Below are 14,488 nucleotides of genomic sequence, written 5' to 3' on the forward strand. Positions count from 1 at the left end.
TACCAATTACCAATTACCAATTACCAATTACCAATCACCATCCTTGACAGATATGATAGGTGTTCAAATGCACATAATGTTTTAGTCCCTGTGCAGATATCCCCTGAACTAAAGGTAAAAATGTCAATCAAGAACATTATTTTCAGCGTGCTGCTGTTGTTTATACCCATATCTCTAACAGCCCACTTTTTAGGATGGGGAGACTTGATAGTTTTCATCACCGCTGCATTAGCTATACTCCCCCTAGCAGCTTGGATGGGTACAGCTACGGAAGAAATAGCTGTAGTTGTTGGACCAGGAATAGGCGGATTTTTAAACGCGACTTTTGGCAATGCCACAGAATTGATTATTGCCTTAGTTGCCCTGAATGCGGGCTTAATTGATGTCGTCAAAGCCAGTATAACTGGATCAATTATCAGTAATTTACTCTTAGTCATGGGTTTATCCATGTTATTAGGCGGAATTCGTTACAAAGAACAAACATTTGAATCAGTTATAGCTCGTGTAAATGCTTCTTCTATGAATTTGGCGGTAATTGCCATTTTGTTACCAACAGCAATGAACTATACCTCCATAGGGATTAGTGAAAAAACCGTACAGAATCTTTCCCTAGCTGTAGCTGTCGTCTTAATTCTAGTTTACGGCTTAACACTGCTATTTTCCATGAAAACTCATGCTTATTTGTATGATGTTGGTGTGGCAGATATCGAAGAGGAAGCAGAAGCAGTTGTCCATAAAAAACCAAATGTTTGGTTATGGAGTGGTGTCCTTTTAGTTTGCACCCTGTTAGTTGCCTTTGAGTCAGAACTACTAGTTGGTTCATTGGAAGTCGCTACATCTCAACTAGGTTTAAGCGCCCTATTTACCGGGGTAATTTTAGTTCCTATTATCGGTAATGCTGCTGAACACGCTACCGCAGTTACCGTAGCCATGAAGAACAAAATGGATTTGGCTATGTCTGTCGCTGTGGGTTCAAGTATGCAAATTGCCCTATTTGTGGCCCCGGTTTTAGTAATTGCCGGTTGGGTAATTGGCCAACCCATGGATTTAGATTTTAACCCCTTTGAATTAGTCGCTGTTGCTGTATCAGTTTTAATTGCTAATAGCATTAGTTCTGATGGTAAATCTAATTGGTTAGAAGGGACATTACTCCTAGCTGCTTATACTGTCTTGGGTTTTGCCTTCTACTTCCATCCAGTTGCCAACAGTATCGGTTAAAATATCTTACCTGATCAAAAGTCTAAAATTCCCGATCTCATAAATTGGGAATTTTTTCTCTTCTACCAAGTCCTAAATATTTTTTCAAAAATAACTCCCTTAAGATAGATGAATAAAATCAATAATTCTTATAGTGTCAAATCAGATCATTCTTTTGATATCAAGCTATAGATCCCACATTCCGCACCCCCCAGTGTCATAATCGGTAATTTCGGATTTTTGAATACCTTTAATGATAATTTTGATACAAAATCGTCGAAATCTTAGGTGGCTATCGCCAATCTCAAATCCCCAAATGACCATTTTTCCTTGTGTGACAGTTTAGGGTGCGGAAGGTGGGATAGATTTATGATATATCAATTTCCCTAAATATTTTTTACTATTTGATCATAGTAATTACATATATAGGACTAATATTTGATTTTTCAAAAAACTCAGTGCCAGTTTATATCCGTTCTTCTCTGCTTTTGCCATTTCCCATTTTATAAATAAATACAATTATAAAAGACAATGAATGAAATCGGACTGCTGATGATGGGTGTATTTAATCAGAAATCACTAACTATACCCCATTTTCCATTAAACCAAACCTTGTTTAACCTAGAAAATGGTGTACAGCTAACAAATCATCAATCAAATAAGTTAGTTTCTTCTGCTCAAATTACACCACCAGAATTTATCCACATAAATGAAACTTCCCCAACTAATCTCTCAATTCTCTCATTCCGACGACACCAAATATTTAACCAAATCACACAAAAACAGACATCCAGCAGTTCTTTTGAATTAGCTGATGCTGGGGATATCCCTATGACCAATAAAAAAGATGTTCAATTATCAACAGGATATCGCACAACCCAGAATAAACCTATGCCCGTAATTGGTTTTGGTAATTCAGGCATATCTGTGAAAGTTTTACAAAAATTGTTAATGTCTAATGGTTATGGACTACCTATTGATGGAGTTTTTGGACCAGTTACCGAAACTGCTGTCAAAGCCTTTCAAAATCGTCGAAGTCTATCAACAGATGGTGTGGTTGGTCAAAAAACTTGGTGGGAACTAACAATTTAATTGGTCAGTTGTTAGTTGTCAGTTGTCAGTTGTCAGTTGTCAGTTGTCAGTTGTCAGTTGTCAGTTGTCATTTGTTAGTTGTTAGTTGTTAGTTGTCATTTGTCATTTGTCATTTGTCATTTGTTAGTTGTCATATAAATCATCTAAATCAAAAGAATCATAGTTAAAGATGATTTCTATCAGTCAAAATTTCATAACCACTATCTGTCACTAATACAGTATGCTCAAACTGAGCAGATAAAGCATTATCAACTGTTACCGCAGTCCATCTATCAGCTAAAATTCTGGTATTTTTAGAACCAGCATTTAAAATTGGTTCAATTGCTAAAGTCATTCCTGAACGCAATTTCACATTCGGTATTTCACGAGTTCGATAGTTAAAAACCGCTGGTTCTTCGTGTAAATTTCTACCCACACCATGACCAGTAAATTGTTCCACCACTGTAAAACCATTGGCTTTGACATGATCTTCAATTGCACCGGCAATCTCCGTTAAATGGACACCAGCTTTTACCTGTTCAATCCCTTTATATAGAGATTCCTCGGCTATTTTAATCAGTCTTGCGGCTTCACTCGTCACACTACCCACAGCGATAGTAATGCAGGAATCACCATGAAAACCTTGATAATAAGCACCTGTATCAACTTTTAATACATCTCCTGTGTGAATTACCTTTTTATGGCTAGGAATTCCATGGACAACTTCATGATTAATGCTAGAGCAGATGGAAGCGGGAAACCCATGATATCCTTTAAAGCTAGGAGTTGCATCCATTTCGCGGATGCGTTTTTCCGCATAAGCATCTAAATCGGCCGTGGTCATTCCTGGCTGAACTAGGTCAGAAATTTCCTTGAGAACAGTTGCCACAATCTTCGCTGATTGTCGCATAATTTCGATTTCACGGGTTGATTTAATTTCAATCCCTCGGCGTTGTTGTTTTTCGGGTTTTGGCTGGGCTGGTTGCGAAAGCAGGTTGGTGAAAATATTCATCATGAAGTTTAGGAATTAGGGGTGCTTTTACCGGTTAGCTGTGAAGTTGTTGAGATTTATTGGCAAAAAATATCTATATTTACGTTAACTTATTTTTGCATCTTTAGAAAAACACAGATAAGTGTACAAAATTAATTACCAACTAATTTTTATGTTCCCTGTTCCGGTGTTCCCTCTCTCAACGAGTGAATTTAATTTTGTCTGACTACTTATAATCTACTGATCTAGCTGCAATAATTGTGTGGTTTTGATCTCCTATCATCCTTAAATACCCTGGTTCGTTCGCGTCAACATTGGGGAGCGATGGCAGGTTTATGTATCTCTGACGGAGGCGTTAGACATGGTGTGGCCTATCCCTTTGGGAGCATAAGGTATCAGCCATAACCCAACATTTATAAGCATTTGTTGAGTTGCGCTGTCTATTAGACCTCATCGTTTGATGATAATTAAGTTTATACAATAGCTAGTGGGAGTAATCGTTCACGGGGTAGAATATTCCTCTAAATGCCTAAAGTGCTTGTATAGCAAGGATTAGAAGTTATTTATGCTATGAGCTAATCGTGACCAAAATGCCCAAAAAACCATTTTACAAACCAGTATAGCAATTTTGCTTATTCAAAATAACTTTTAAAAAATCAAATCTCTACTGGTTATTGTATTGATTTCGTTGAATTTCATATATGGCAACTTTCCATTTCTTTACAGGATGGCGACGGTGAAATGAATACTTTCAAAATGCTTGCAGCATTCGCTATCGCACTTCCTACATCTCCAAAATGCGATCGCTTATCTTTCATCAAAGCCATTTTACCGGAAAGCGATCGCTACTTCCTGACTCAACAACCCCAACGCCTACCTCAGCCATTCTGGGACATCCAAATCAGAAAGCTCAAAATTTGATCAACTGGTGGTACTGGATAATCATTCAAGTCAATGGTTACTGTTTGTCCTTCTAGTTGGAGAAACCGCCAAACCGTACCACTTGTCACCGTTCCGTAAATTGTGGAAATCGGCTGCTGCTTCTGTTGATTAAAGCGTTGTGCTGCTACCATTTCGGCTAAACATTGTCCCAGTCCTGGTTTTAGGTCTTCTTTTTTCGCTTCCACCAAAACCACTGCCGGGGCTTTAATATACAATTGCTCTGGAGAGCGACTAATCAGAAAATCAACATAACCCGTCAAATCAACCTCTGGCTGCACGTTGAACTCTTCGCCGGAAAAGACACTAATTTGTCCATGAAGCTGACGTTTGACTTCTAGTAAAACGGGATTGATAATGCCTTCAGAACGCGCTTTTTCACTACCTACTGCAACTGCCCAAGGTATGGTTTCTTTCAATGTATCTTTGAGCAAAGAACTCGGATTAAATGGGGAAATCTCTGGTAGAAAGCGATCGCCTTCAACAATTGTCAGTTGAAAATCATCTACAGCTTTACTCAAAGTAAATTTACTATAAGGCATAAAAGTTTTCTCGATAATTGGTAATATAAAGATATTTTACCGAAAAGCGATCGCCTTGATCATGGGAAATTGAGGGGCGTAGCCCGTCCTAGACATCGCGCCAAAGTGTGACAAGTTCCTATTCTTGATAATCACTCAGAAGTATAGGTTCTTTATTCGGAACTCTGACAATAATTTCGATAGTTCCACCCAAAGCATTCACAACCGCTCGCAGCGTATTTAATTCCAGATTTTGCCTACGTTCTAGCTTGGATACTGCTGGTTGCTGCACCTCAAGCCGCTCTGCTAATTCTGATTGAGATAAACCGAGTTTTTCTCGCAGATGTTTCAGTGTAATTTCTTCCAGATGAATCTGGGAAGTTCTTGTTTCAATCAGTTCTCGTCTCTCTTTGGGAAGTTTATTTAACTCTTCAGATAGGGTTGTATATTTTGTCATTAATTTTCCTCCTTAAGTATTTCTAGATATTTTTCATACCGTTGATCTGCGATGGGAATATTTTCCTTGTACCACCGCTTATTACAAAAGAAGGGAACAGGGAACAGGGAACAGGGAGCAAATAAGAAACTTTATAAGTGCTTTATCGGAATTGCGATCGCCCTACTTATCCCCAAGAGCGATCGCTTTTTTGTGGAGGGATGGGCAATTATCGCTCCATTTATATGATTAAGCCGTGTTGAGTATAATAGTCCAAGTTTTAACCGTTTAGAGTATATTTTATTAACATTGGGATATTATGGTTTGGGGAGTATTCCGAGGTAAGCGATCGCTTATGATTATCACCTAATCACAATTTCTCCTTTCATTCCAGCTTCTGTGTGTCCAGCTATAGTACATCCTAAAGCATATTTACCTGGTTTCATGGGGACAAATACCCATTCTGCTTCTGCACCAGGTTTAAGTTCTAATTCGTGAATATTCCCTTTAATTTCTACATTGCCGGCTTCGACTTTTTGAGTCCAAATTGCATCAGCAAAGTCTTTAGCGGTAAAATAATGTTTTTGTGAGCTAGGATTATTTAACTTGAGATTGTAGCGTTTACCAGAGGTAAATTCTAAATGATTTGGCTCAAATTTTAATTCATTAGCAACATTACCCAAGCTAACTGTAATCTCTATTGGTGGTTGTTTGAGGAGATTACTAGATAGATTCTCTGCTGTTGCTGGAGACGTACCCATTATTACTATACTCATTAGCAGAGAGAATAAACAAATCAAAAAGTTACTCATGGCTCAATGGATAATTGTCAATCACACCTGTTCCCATTATCCATGAACCACATTCATTTAATCTTTTTATGTGCCAGAATTTGTGGCCCTGCGGTGACAACAACAATTTTATCAGGGTGAAGTAATTCACGAGCGGTTTGATTGACTTGATTGAGATTGACTTGTTCTATTTTGCTGATAAATGAGCGCAATTCTATCTGATTCAACCCGTAAACTTCATTCATCACCATTCTCTGGCTTAACTGTTCGGGATTGGCCAAAGAAATATTATAATTGCTGATTAAATTGCGTTTAGCTGTTTCTACTTCCTGTGCTGTCACACCTTGTTGATGAACTTGCTTCAGGAGGTTGCGGGTACTGGAAATTGCTTTGCGTGCGTCTTCTGGACTGGTTTGCATTTCAATGAGAAATGTACCAACATTCTTACCTGTGATGAAATTGCTATAAATTCCGTAGGTTAGGCCTTGGCGATCGCGCACTTCTGCCCCTAGTCTACTCGATAATGTATCACCGCCGAGAATTTGATTCAAGATCATCGCCGCATAAAATCGTTTATCTTGACGGTTAATGCCGGTGTAACCCATGTAAGTTATCGCTTGGGGTTTACCAGGGACAACAGGATTAACATTAATTACATTTTTTGGCATCCCCACATTGGGATATTTTACCGTTGGTGGTTTGCCGTTTACTTGCCAATTTCCTAATTTTGCTTGAATGAGCGATCGCACTTTGGTAACATCAAAATCGCCGACGATTGCTAAAACTGTGGTATCAGGACGATAATGTTGGGCTTTAAAAGCCATTAGATCTTGACGTTGAATTTGTTCAATACTTTTCGCAGTTGGGAAGGTATGTAATGGGTGTTTTTTCGGATAAATAGACTGCACAAAGATACGATTTGCAACCTTATCAGGATCATCTAAATCTGAATCTAGGGAAGTTAAAGCTTGTTGACGTGAAAGTGCAAACTCTTTTTCTGGGAATGTACTATCTCTAATTACATCCGTCAATGTCCCCAGCAAAACTGGTAAATCCACCGCTAAACTACTACCTTTAATCCGTACACCTTCACGAGAGGCTTCAAAGTCCAAATTTGCGCCTTTTGCATCTAATCCTTGGGCAATAGTTCGCATATCTTTGGTTTTCGTGCCATTCATCAGATTTGCTGCCACTAAAGACGCTAATCCTCCTTGATTATCTGCCTCAAATTCTGTTCCCGCTTTGATATATCCGCTCAAAGTCACTGTTGGTGTAGTTTTGTCTGGTAACAGTAACACGCGTAACCCATTAGCAAGCTGTAACTGTTGGGGGATTTGTCTTTGTTGGGTTTTGGGTAATATATCTAGAGGTGGTAAATACTTCTTGACTTCCGCTGGAACTACAGCCACATCAACAGCAAAATTATCTTCTGTTTGCGTTGAGTAAGATGAACTTTGGTTAGTTTCTGCTTGCTGAGTAGGTTCAAAAAATCCGACTTTTCGGGCTGCTGGTTGTAGATATTTATTGATGACATTCATCACATCAGCAACTTGGACTTTCCGAATATTTACTAAGTGATCTTCTGTATATTGATAATTATCCGTCGTGATTTGATCATTACCCAATTGCATAGCTTGATTGGTAATATCACGGTTATTTAAAATAACTGAAGCTGTTAATTGAGTTTTTGCTCTTTCTATCTGTTCGTCTGTCACAGCGACTTTGGTAAGTTTTCCTAACGCCTTTATTACCGCTGCATCAATTTTATTTAAGTCCTGATTTCCTGAACCTGTCACTAATATTTCATACCAACCACCCCCACGTAAACTAGCAACATTTCCCGAAACATTATTAGCTAAACCCGATTCTACTAATTCCTGATACAAGTAAGCATTTTTACCCGCAGTCAAGATATAATCCATAACTTCCAAAGCGGGAATATCTGGTTGATTGATTTGGGGAAGTGGGTAAATTAGTTGGAGTAATGGATTTCCCCCCGGTTCTTGTAATTTAATTGCAGGTGTAGGAGTAGCGGCAGGTAATGGAGTTATGAGATGATGGGGTGAATATTGGCGTTTGGGGATTTTCCCGAACACAGTTTGCACAGTTTTCAAAGTTGGTGCGGTGTCAAAATCTCCCGCAATTACCAAAACAGCATTGTCAGGACTATAGAATTTTTGATAATATTCTCGCACTTGCTCAACTGTGAATTTCTCCACATCAGCCTTAGTTCCCCCAATAGGTAATCCATAGGGATGATCTGGAAAAACAGACAGCATCACAGCGCGATTTAAACGATATTCGGGGCTATTTTCATAACCTTGTAATTCAGAAATAACTACTCGCTTCTCACTAGCTAACTGTTGAGGATCAATCAGCGAGTTTTTCATTCTATCTGCTTCTAGCGTCAACAGAGCCGTGAGTTTATCCCGTTCCGCAGTATTGTAATATGCGGTTTGGTCATAACTGGTAAAAGCATTAGAATCACTGCCCAAAGCACTAAATAACCGCCCAAATTGGATAGGACGATTGCTAGTACCTTTAAACATGATATGTTCTAATTGATGGGCAATACCATTTACCCCAGATGCTTCCTGACCTGATCCAAATTTGTACCATAATTGCACTGTCACCACAGGAGCATTATGAACCTCCTTAGTGATCACAGTTAAACCATTATCAAGGACTGTTTTATGAACATTTGCTGTAATAGCGAGATTTGGTGTTTCTTTAGCGACTAATGTTTTCTGAGATTTTTCTGGGTTGGAGTTGTGGGAAGAGGTGGAAAAATCCGCCCTTTCTCCGCTAAAAGCAGCATCTTGATTTAACACAAAAACGGCTATGATCCAGATACTCAAGATGACTAAAGAAAAGCGATGTCGTTGGGCGATAGAGAAAAAAGACATATCTTTGGCGAATAGATATATGTAATTTAAGTTACATATATTGAGTGACTAAAAAATTGGGCAAATGTTTCTGTACCTCATGGAAACTAGAAATGTACCTGAAAAGGAAAAATATTGTATCACCCCAAGGGCATAAATACTAATTTACAGCCTATTTATGCAAAAACCGTAAAAATTCTAGAGGTAATCCGTCAAAATCAGCGATAAATGCGACTTCTAAGATTTTATCGCCAATTTGCTGCTGTGTAGGTTCTAAAAGAATTTTCAGAGGTGGTAAATTTTCTATTGTCGCTAACCGTGTTTTTAAGCTTTCCAACCAAGTTGGTAAATCTGGTGTGATCTGAGTCACATCAAAAGCAAGATGATAATAGCCGACATAATGTTCATCATTAAAAGCATCTGGGGCTGGTTTGGGTTGAGGAATTTGGATGAGTTCAATTCTCCCGCCCAAACCTTCCATCCAGCAAGCTAGAGTATAACCGGTGGTGAAGCGATCGCCCACCGTAAACCCTATCTGCTCATAAAAAGCGATCGCTAGATGGATATTTGCCGTTCTAATGGAAGCATGGTGCATAATTTTGTCAGTTGTCAGTTGTCGGTTGTCGGTTGCTAGTTCTTTATTACCACAAACCACAAACCACTGTACGGGCGAAGCATTTGGAGAAATATTTTTGGCAATGACCGATAATTTATCTTCCAAATGCTTCGCCCCTACTGACCACTGACCACTGTACGGGCGAAGCATTTGGAGAACTATTTTTGGTAATGACCGATAATTTATCTTCCAAATGCTTCGCCCCTACTGACCACTGACCACTGACTATTACTCAAACAACCGGAAATATGGGTAACGCACTGGTACACCAGGTTCTTTATCCAAATCAAAGTTAATCACTTCCCAGCAAGGTTCTGTGGCTGAATCAGGGCTAAACTCTACAGGTAAACCATATAACCGCGCCCCCGTAGCAACTTCCCCTTGTCCAGAACGCCAAGGTGTACTCCGTTCCAAATAGCCACTCATTAACTCCTGATAACGGTTAGCGACAATTATCTTCGTAGCCCGATAACCTTGAGTATAAAGCTTGTCTAAAGCTTCGTGAATTTCAAACCGAATCCCATCAGGATGAGTATGTTGACGATACCATTCACCATCCCATCTGCGCCAATGACGACCAGACTGTAAATGGACTAACTCCCCAGTTTTGGGTTCAGCTTCAAATGCGCCATGACGGGGACACAGATAAGTATCCGTCAATGTTAAAGCCGAAATAGTTTGGCGACAGTGAGGACACTGTATTTCAGGGCCAAATATCGGGTACTGAAAGCCTGGATTTATCATGAAGTGCGTATAAACATAGTATTGTTTTTTGCCAGCACCAGTAGGTTTAAGATTACACTCCTGCTCCACTACTTTAGATAACTTGCTCACTGCTACATAAAAATGAAGATAGTGCCTGAGAACAAGTTTCACAACCGTCTGACGATAGAAGTCTAACGCTGTGATATTCTGGTTTGGCAACCAGCCCTAAAGGTTGGAGTTTCTCCAGTGTTCCTGGGTACCATATCCATATTCTATCGTGTCTATCTCTTGTGACTGGAAATCTGCTGAATTTTCTCAAGCTGCTTTTGTGGCAGCCAACGCTGTAATCATTGGTTCTGTAAGCATAGCAGCCAGAGCCAGCGTTTGGTATGGATCTGTGGTTAGAGGTGATGTAGAAAGAATTGAAATTGGCGAATGTACAAATATTCAAGACGGCGCAATTCTCCATGGTGATCCAGGCGTACCCACAATCTTAGAAGATCATGTCACTGTCGGCCATCGCGCTGTGGTACATTCTGCCCACATTGAAAGTGGTAGTTTAATTGGTATTGGTGCTATTATCCTAAATGGTGTAAGGGTCGGTACAGGCAGTATTATCGGCGCAGGTGCAGTAGTCACTAAAAATGTCCCTCCCGGTTCTCTAGTCATGGGTGTTCCCGGTAAAGTAGTCCGTCAACTCTCAGACACAGAAATCACCGAACTCATAGAACACGCTGAAAAATACTATCAATTAGCCCTGCTTCATGCTGCTAATGGGTGATTGGTGATTGGTGATTGGTGATTGGTCATTGGTCATTGGTCATTGGTCATTGGTCATTGGAATAAACTTCTTACCTGCTCCCTGTAACCTGTCACCTGTCACCTTTTCCCTGACTTTTAATCAAACTTTACATAGAAGCTTGAAAAAATTCCCCACTTCAGATCACAATAAAAGTTGAGAACTGTTGATAAAACTTAAGATTTTTGAATTTAGAGAGGATTTCTCGATATGGACTTTGATAATCGTGTATTAATTGTTCTAGCACCTGTAGCGATCGCTGCTGGTTGGGCTGTTTTCAATATCGGTGCTGCTGCTCTTAGACAAGTCCAAAACTTTTTGAGCAGAGAAGCATAATTTTAGGTAATGGGTAATAGGTGATTGGTAATGGGTAATAGAGAACAGGGAAGTTATTTATCCAAATTACCAATCACTAATCACCATGAACGTAGATTCTTTACTCCGACCTTTTCAGCATTTTGGTGTGAATTTGGGGTTATCCCGGATTGTCGATTTATTGGCAAAGCTGGGAAATCCCCATCACCAAGTACCAATTATTCATGTCGCTGGGACTAACGGAAAAGGTTCTGTTTGTGCTTACCTGTCTGCGGTACTTACTGAGGCTGGTTATAAAACCGGACGCTACACCTCTCCCCATTTGGTTGATTGGACAGAAAGAATCTGTGTTAATGAACAACCAATTGATAGTAATGAACTGTGTGAATTAATACTGCAAGTTCAAGCAGCTATTAACCCAGAGGAAGAATCACCTACCCAATTTGAAGTAATTACCGCTGCGGCTTGGTTATATTTTGCCCAGAAACAAGTTGATATTGCCATCATTGAAGTAGGATTAGGAGGGCGTTTAGATGCCACCAATGTCTGTGATAATCCTTTGATAACAGTTATTACTTCTATTAGTCGAGAACATTGGCAACAACTTGGACCCACTTTAGCCCATATTGCCAAAGAAAAAGCGGGAATTATCAAACCAGGATGTCCTGTGGTTATGGGTTCATTGCCAGCCGATGCCGAGAAAGTCATGCAATCGCGTATTCTAGAATTACAATGCCCAATTTTTACCCCGCCACCATCTCGACAAATTAATCAAAATTGGGCAGAATATCAAAAAATAGAAAGTTCTGAATTTATAAAATATCCATTACCATTACAGGGACAAATTCAATTACATAATTCAGCTTTAGCATTAGCAGCTTTGGAAATATTGCAAAAACAAAATTGGCAAATTTCTGAACAAGCTATTATTCAAGGAATGGCTAAAACCAAGTGGCCAGGGAGAATGCAATGGATAACTTGGAAAAGTCATAAACTCCTCATTGACGGCGCACACAACCCAGCTTCAGCCACAGTTTTACGTAATTATGTAGATAGTCTCAACACCAAAAATATAACTTGGGTAATGGGAATGTTAACCACTAAAGATCATGGTGAGATTTTTCATGAACTTCTTAAACCAGGAGATAAATTATATTTAGTTCCCGTACCAGATAGTAATTCAGCAGATTTAGCAGAATTAGCTAAGTTAGCAACATCAATTTGTCCAAATTTAAATTTTTGTCACACCTATTCAGATGTGTTGTCAGCCTTAGATGCTGCTTTTATTGCTACAGATAATCAAGTTGTATTATGTGGTTCTTTGTATTTAATTGGTTATTTTTTGGCAAATGGAATTTAAAAAAAGAAAGTAAGCGATTTTTTTGTCAGAATCAGGATGTCCAGGATTTGAGGATGTACAGGATTGTAATTTATGAATTTTTTGATTGATATTTTCTATCATTCAATCTTTCCTGTCAGAATCAGGATGTACGGTTACTGAGCGAAGTCGAAGTACAGGATTTGAGGATGTACAGGATTGTAATTTATGAATTTTTTGATTGATATTTTCTATCATTAAAAAATCCCTATTTCCAATAGTCTCATCAACAATAATATCCTGTAAATCCTTTAACTTACCTTTGGGGTTAAAGTCCCCTGCTTCTACAAGCAGCGGGTTTTGCGTCGGGGTAAAATCCCCGTTGCAAAACGTAATTCTAAATTCTAAATTCTGCATTCTTTTAATCCTGGTTATCCTGATTCTGAGAATTACCGATTACCGATTATCCCACTGCTGGGCAGCATCTTCCACAGCTTTATCTACAGTTTTTTGTCCTAACATTGCCGCTTGTAAATTTTCGTAAATTGATTTTTGCAAAACTTTAAAATCTTTGAGTTTGGGGGTTAATACCTCAGCCTGTTTTAATTGTGTCGCACTAATTACCCGCCCCTTTTCCGTCGTCGTAGCATTAGCGGGAACTTCCTTAAAGTAAGTATCCGACAAAGCCTTAATTGTCGAAGGTAGGACGTTAGCAGCTTTAGCAAAGGCTAATTGGTTTTCGTCATTCGTAACAAATAAGGCAAATTTAACCGCTTCATCAGGATATTTACTATCACGAGGAATCACGATATTCATCACAGCAACATTTTTCTTACCTGTATCACCCGTAATTTGTGGGGCAATTGCGGAAGCTTGGGCAACCTTGGGGGCATTATTAGCAATGGTTTTCAGAAACTCAGGCCCAGAAGCTAAAAAAGCCGTTTCTCCAGATTGGTATAAATCTATGGCATGACGATGCCCTTGGGTTAAAGATTCTTTCGGTAACAAACCTTTTTTATACAAATCTACCCAGTATTGAAAAGCAGCTTTTCCTTTATCCGTATTAAAACCAGCTTTACCTTCAGCATTAACTAGGGTGACACCCATTTGTACCAAGGATTCCAACACCTCACCAGAGTCTTGGGGAACAAAGGTAGCGAAGAAAGCATACTTACCAGTTTTATCTTTAATTTGTTGCGCTGCTTGCCCTAATTCTGCATAAGTGGCAGAAGGTTTCGTAATACCCGCTTGTTTTAGTAAATCGGTGTTATAAATAGTTAGTCGCGTGGTGAGATACCAAGGAATGCCAAAACTCTTACCATTGAGGCTACTTGCTTGCCAAATATTTGGCAAATAGGTGGAACGGACTTGACTGGGAATTTTGGCATCCAAATCTAACCAAGCATTTTTACCCGCAAGTTGGGAAGCAAAGTCGGGATTAAGGTTAACAACATCTGGTGGGGTTTTTGCGGAGACTGCTGTTAAAATCTTATTCTCCATTGCCGACCAAGGCACATCTACCCATTTAACTTTTATACTTGGGTTTTGTGATTCAAAAGTCGTAATTAGACTTTGAAAGTAGTTGGTAAATTGCGGTTGGAGTTGCATTGTCCAAAACTCAATCGTGACAACTCCAGTTTTAGCAGGTTTGGGATTATTGCCAACATTACCTATGCCGCAGCTAACCAGCCAACTAGTAAATAAGCCTAGTAATGCCCAACAAACCAGTTGTTTAAATTTTTGCAATCGAATCATCGTAGTAGGTGATAGTATTTTTAGAATTAATCTGGGTAAGAAAAAGGATAGTGAATTGTGGAGACTATAGGATATATCAATTTTGGTAATGGGTAATAGGTAATGGATAATAGGTAATAGGTAATGGTTAAAAATTCTTGCCTGACAAC

General features: G+C 39.1%; 16 protein-coding genes. 7 read left to right on the forward strand and 9 right to left on the reverse strand.

What is annotated here, in order from left to right; genetic code table 11:
* Window positions 1–120: 120 nt before the first annotated feature.
* Complete coding sequence (gene cax, locus FJR08_RS10965; protein WP_015079498.1) at window positions 121–1,218, forward strand: calcium/proton exchanger; 1,098 nt, start codon at window positions 121–123, stop codon at window positions 1,216–1,218.
* Between the two features lie 510 nt (window positions 1,219–1,728).
* The gene (locus tag FJR08_RS10970; protein WP_254435738.1) at window positions 1,729–2,289 is read left to right on the forward strand and encodes a peptidoglycan-binding protein; all 561 of its coding nucleotides are present in this window, start codon (window positions 1,729–1,731) and stop codon (window positions 2,287–2,289) included.
* Between the two features lie 163 nt (window positions 2,290–2,452).
* Here the strand turns inward: FJR08_RS10970 and map are convergent, their stop codons facing one another.
* Window positions 2,453–3,280, reverse strand: a complete 828-nt coding sequence (map, locus tag FJR08_RS10975; RefSeq protein WP_168633194.1) for a type I methionyl aminopeptidase — start codon at window positions 3,278–3,280, stop codon at window positions 2,453–2,455.
* Between the two features lie 720 nt (window positions 3,281–4,000).
* Between map and FJR08_RS10980 the strand changes: the two genes are divergently transcribed.
* Complete coding sequence (locus FJR08_RS10980; protein ID WP_168633177.1) at window positions 4,001–4,180, forward strand: hypothetical protein; 180 nt, start codon at window positions 4,001–4,003, stop codon at window positions 4,178–4,180.
* Here the strand turns inward: FJR08_RS10980 and FJR08_RS10985 are convergent.
* Entirely contained in the window at window positions 4,138–4,740 is a 603-nt protein-coding gene (locus FJR08_RS10985; protein WP_096666057.1) for a hypothetical protein, read from the reverse strand. The two genes, FJR08_RS10980 and FJR08_RS10985, sit on opposite strands and share 43 nt — an antisense overlap.
* A 118-nt stretch (window positions 4,741–4,858) precedes the next feature.
* Window positions 4,859–5,176, reverse strand: coding sequence for a helix-turn-helix domain-containing protein (locus tag FJR08_RS10990; RefSeq protein WP_168633178.1), 318 nt, complete (start codon window positions 5,174–5,176; stop codon window positions 4,859–4,861).
* 51 nt (window positions 5,177–5,227) lie between these two features.
* Here FJR08_RS10990 and FJR08_RS11000 point away from each other — a divergent pair, with 51 nt between their 5' ends.
* Complete coding sequence (locus FJR08_RS11000; protein ID WP_168633179.1) at window positions 5,228–5,404, forward strand: hypothetical protein; 177 nt, start codon at window positions 5,228–5,230, stop codon at window positions 5,402–5,404.
* Window positions 5,405–5,517: 113 nt separating this feature from the next.
* Here FJR08_RS11000 and FJR08_RS11005 read toward each other — a convergent pair whose 3' ends face one another.
* The 4 genes from FJR08_RS11005 to FJR08_RS11020 all read right to left on the reverse strand — a co-directional run bounded on the left by FJR08_RS11005 (window position 5,518) and on the right by FJR08_RS11020 (window position 10,191).
* Complete coding sequence (locus tag FJR08_RS11005; RefSeq protein ID WP_371415553.1) at window positions 5,518–5,931, reverse strand: cupredoxin domain-containing protein; 414 nt, start codon at window positions 5,929–5,931, stop codon at window positions 5,518–5,520.
* 89 nt (window positions 5,932–6,020) lie between these two features.
* A complete protein-coding gene (locus FJR08_RS11010; RefSeq protein WP_168633181.1) occupies window positions 6,021–8,852 on the reverse strand; it encodes a pitrilysin family protein in 2,832 nt (943 codons plus the stop codon).
* A gap of 151 nt (window positions 8,853–9,003) precedes the next feature.
* Window positions 9,004–9,426, reverse strand: a complete 423-nt coding sequence (locus FJR08_RS11015) for a VOC family protein (protein WP_041458305.1) — start codon at window positions 9,424–9,426, stop codon at window positions 9,004–9,006.
* A 249-nt stretch (window positions 9,427–9,675) separates the two neighbouring features.
* Entirely contained in the window at window positions 9,676–10,191 is a 516-nt protein-coding gene (locus FJR08_RS11020) for a TIGR02652 family protein (RefSeq protein WP_148761658.1), read from the reverse strand.
* Window positions 10,192–10,429: 238 nt separating this feature from the next.
* Between FJR08_RS11020 and FJR08_RS11025 the strand changes: the two genes are divergently transcribed.
* The 3 genes from FJR08_RS11025 (at window position 10,430) to FJR08_RS11035 (ending at window position 12,626) form a co-directional block, all read left to right on the forward strand.
* Window positions 10,430–10,933, forward strand: coding sequence for a gamma carbonic anhydrase family protein (locus tag FJR08_RS11025; protein ID WP_041457827.1), 504 nt, complete (start codon window positions 10,430–10,432; stop codon window positions 10,931–10,933).
* Window positions 10,934–11,161: 228 nt separating this feature from the next.
* Window positions 11,162–11,287: a photosystem II protein Y gene (locus FJR08_RS11030; RefSeq protein ID WP_015079507.1), complete on the forward strand. Its 126-nt coding sequence runs from the start codon at window positions 11,162–11,164 to the stop codon at window positions 11,285–11,287.
* 85 nt (window positions 11,288–11,372) lie between these two features.
* Window positions 11,373–12,626 carry a folylpolyglutamate synthase/dihydrofolate synthase family protein gene (locus FJR08_RS11035; protein ID WP_168633182.1) on the forward strand — a complete coding sequence of 418 codons (1,254 nt, stop codon included), beginning with the start codon at window positions 11,373–11,375 and terminating at the stop codon, window positions 12,624–12,626.
* Between the two features lie 102 nt (window positions 12,627–12,728).
* Here FJR08_RS11035 and FJR08_RS11040 read toward each other — a convergent pair whose 3' ends face one another.
* Together FJR08_RS11040 and FJR08_RS11045 are read right to left on the reverse strand one after the other, a co-directional pair.
* Entirely contained in the window at window positions 12,729–13,001 is a 273-nt protein-coding gene (locus FJR08_RS11040; protein ID WP_168633183.1) for a hypothetical protein, read from the reverse strand.
* Between the two features lie 39 nt (window positions 13,002–13,040).
* A complete protein-coding gene (locus FJR08_RS11045) occupies window positions 13,041–14,339 on the reverse strand; it encodes a sugar ABC transporter substrate-binding protein (RefSeq protein WP_168633184.1) in 1,299 nt (432 codons plus the stop codon).
* Between the last annotated feature and the right edge of the window lie 149 nt (window positions 14,340–14,488).

This window comes from Dolichospermum sp. UHCC 0260 (assembly GCF_009711985.1).
In the GTDB taxonomy this organism is placed as follows: domain Bacteria; phylum Cyanobacteriota; class Cyanobacteriia; order Cyanobacteriales; family Nostocaceae; genus Dolichospermum; species Dolichospermum lemmermannii.

What these genes read in the sequence shown, in the direction of transcription:
- cax (WP_015079498.1), top strand. Translation starts at nt 121, where the DNA reads ATGTCAATCAAGAACATTATTTTCAGCGTGCTGCTGTTGTTTATACCC.
- FJR08_RS10970 (WP_254435738.1), top strand. Translation starts at nt 1,729, where the DNA reads ATGAATGAAATCGGACTGCTGATGATGGGTGTATTTAATCAGAAATCA.
- map (WP_168633194.1), bottom strand. Translation starts at nt 3,280, where the DNA reads ATGAATATTTTCACCAACCTGCTTTCGCAACCAGCCCAGCCAAAACCC.
- FJR08_RS10980 (WP_168633177.1), top strand. Translation starts at nt 4,001, where the DNA reads ATGAATACTTTCAAAATGCTTGCAGCATTCGCTATCGCACTTCCTACA.
- FJR08_RS10985 (WP_096666057.1), bottom strand. Translation starts at nt 4,740, where the DNA reads ATGCCTTATAGTAAATTTACTTTGAGTAAAGCTGTAGATGATTTTCAA.
- FJR08_RS10990 (WP_168633178.1), bottom strand. Translation starts at nt 5,176, where the DNA reads ATGACAAAATATACAACCCTATCTGAAGAGTTAAATAAACTTCCCAAA.
- FJR08_RS11000 (WP_168633179.1), top strand. Translation starts at nt 5,228, where the DNA reads ATGGGAATATTTTCCTTGTACCACCGCTTATTACAAAAGAAGGGAACA.
- FJR08_RS11005 (WP_371415553.1), bottom strand. Translation starts at nt 5,931, where the DNA reads ATGAGTATAGTAATAATGGGTACGTCTCCAGCAACAGCAGAGAATCTA.
- FJR08_RS11010 (WP_168633181.1), bottom strand. Translation starts at nt 8,852, where the DNA reads ATGTCTTTTTTCTCTATCGCCCAACGACATCGCTTTTCTTTAGTCATC.
- FJR08_RS11015 (WP_041458305.1), bottom strand. Translation starts at nt 9,426, where the DNA reads ATGCACCATGCTTCCATTAGAACGGCAAATATCCATCTAGCGATCGCT.
- FJR08_RS11020 (WP_148761658.1), bottom strand. Translation starts at nt 10,191, where the DNA reads ATGATAAATCCAGGCTTTCAGTACCCGATATTTGGCCCTGAAATACAG.
- FJR08_RS11030 (WP_015079507.1), top strand. Translation starts at nt 11,162, where the DNA reads ATGGACTTTGATAATCGTGTATTAATTGTTCTAGCACCTGTAGCGATC.
- FJR08_RS11035 (WP_168633182.1), top strand. Translation starts at nt 11,373, where the DNA reads ATGAACGTAGATTCTTTACTCCGACCTTTTCAGCATTTTGGTGTGAAT.
- FJR08_RS11040 (WP_168633183.1), bottom strand. Translation starts at nt 13,001, where the DNA reads ATGCAGAATTTAGAATTTAGAATTACGTTTTGCAACGGGGATTTTACC.
- FJR08_RS11045 (WP_168633184.1), bottom strand. Translation starts at nt 14,339, where the DNA reads ATGATTCGATTGCAAAAATTTAAACAACTGGTTTGTTGGGCATTACTA.